1 protein-coding gene is annotated in these 1,115 nt (G+C 29.2%); it reads left to right on the plus strand.

What is annotated here, in order from left to right:
• The coding region (locus tag IC221_RS29210; RefSeq protein WP_188172318.1) for a hypothetical protein at positions 1-1,115 on the plus strand (1,115 nt) is incomplete at both ends.

A 1,115-nucleotide genomic window follows, 5' to 3' on the forward strand; every position in this document is an offset into this window, starting at 1 on the left:
GAATCTATAACCGACTTGACCCGTCTAAAGCTACTTAATCTATCAAATAACAACCTTAGTTCTTTACTTGATCAAATTGGAAACCTATCTTTTCTTAATAGGCTCGAAATACAGAATAATCTAATTGAGAACTTACCACAAAGTATTCAGAATTTAAGTAATATTGAACATATAAATGTCAGCAATAATAAACTTACGTTTGAGGATATTATACTATTACCAAATGATATTCAAGAATATTTCTATGCTCCTCAAGATTCAATTGGTGAAAATCAATCTTATGAAATTACGCGAGAGATTACTCTTACTGTAGACCAAACTATTGATATGGACGTTGACAATATATTATATCAATGGTCTAAAAATGGCGTTATAATAAATGAAGAAAATACTCAAAACCTAATAGTTACCGATAAAGGACGGTATAACTATATTTTCAAAAAAGAAAGTCATAGTAACCTAATATTAACATCAAAAAGTATTTATGTCCAATTTGGCGAAGGTACTGACCCTCTTGATTCACTAGCACTGGCAGATTTAAACAAAATTAACCCAATCAACACTCTTGGATGGGACCTTAATACTCCTGTTAACACATGGGAAGGAGTAACTGTTGAAAATAATAGAGTGACTCAATTACAAATTAACGCCAAAAACTTGTATACTTTTGAAAAGTCATTTCAAAACCTTACTGAACTTGAGTACTTACATATTGGAGGCAATAATCTTTCTAATTTTCCAATAGAAATAACTAAATTTACTCAGTTAAACTTTCTACATATTGGGAACAATACTATATCATCAATCCCATCAGCATTTTCAAACCTGAATAAGTTAACACAATTACAAATTCAAAAAAATAATATTGGCTATAGTGGTATTGAAACTATATCTAAATCTTTTAGTGGCAGTTTTAGTTACAAAGATCAAGGAAATATCTCTGATGACTCAACTATCTTTTACAATCAAAATATCATAATATCTGTCCCAGATTCAGCTACCAATAACCAATATCAATGGTATAAAGACAATTCTATTTTAAACAATGAAAATAATAGAAATTTGTCTGTTTCTGAAGATGGTACTTATCATTGTATTATAACAAACCCTGATTA

The organism is Flammeovirga sp. EKP202 (genome assembly GCF_014534745.1).
In the GTDB taxonomy this organism is placed as follows: Bacteria; Bacteroidota; Bacteroidia; order Cytophagales; family Flammeovirgaceae; genus Flammeovirga.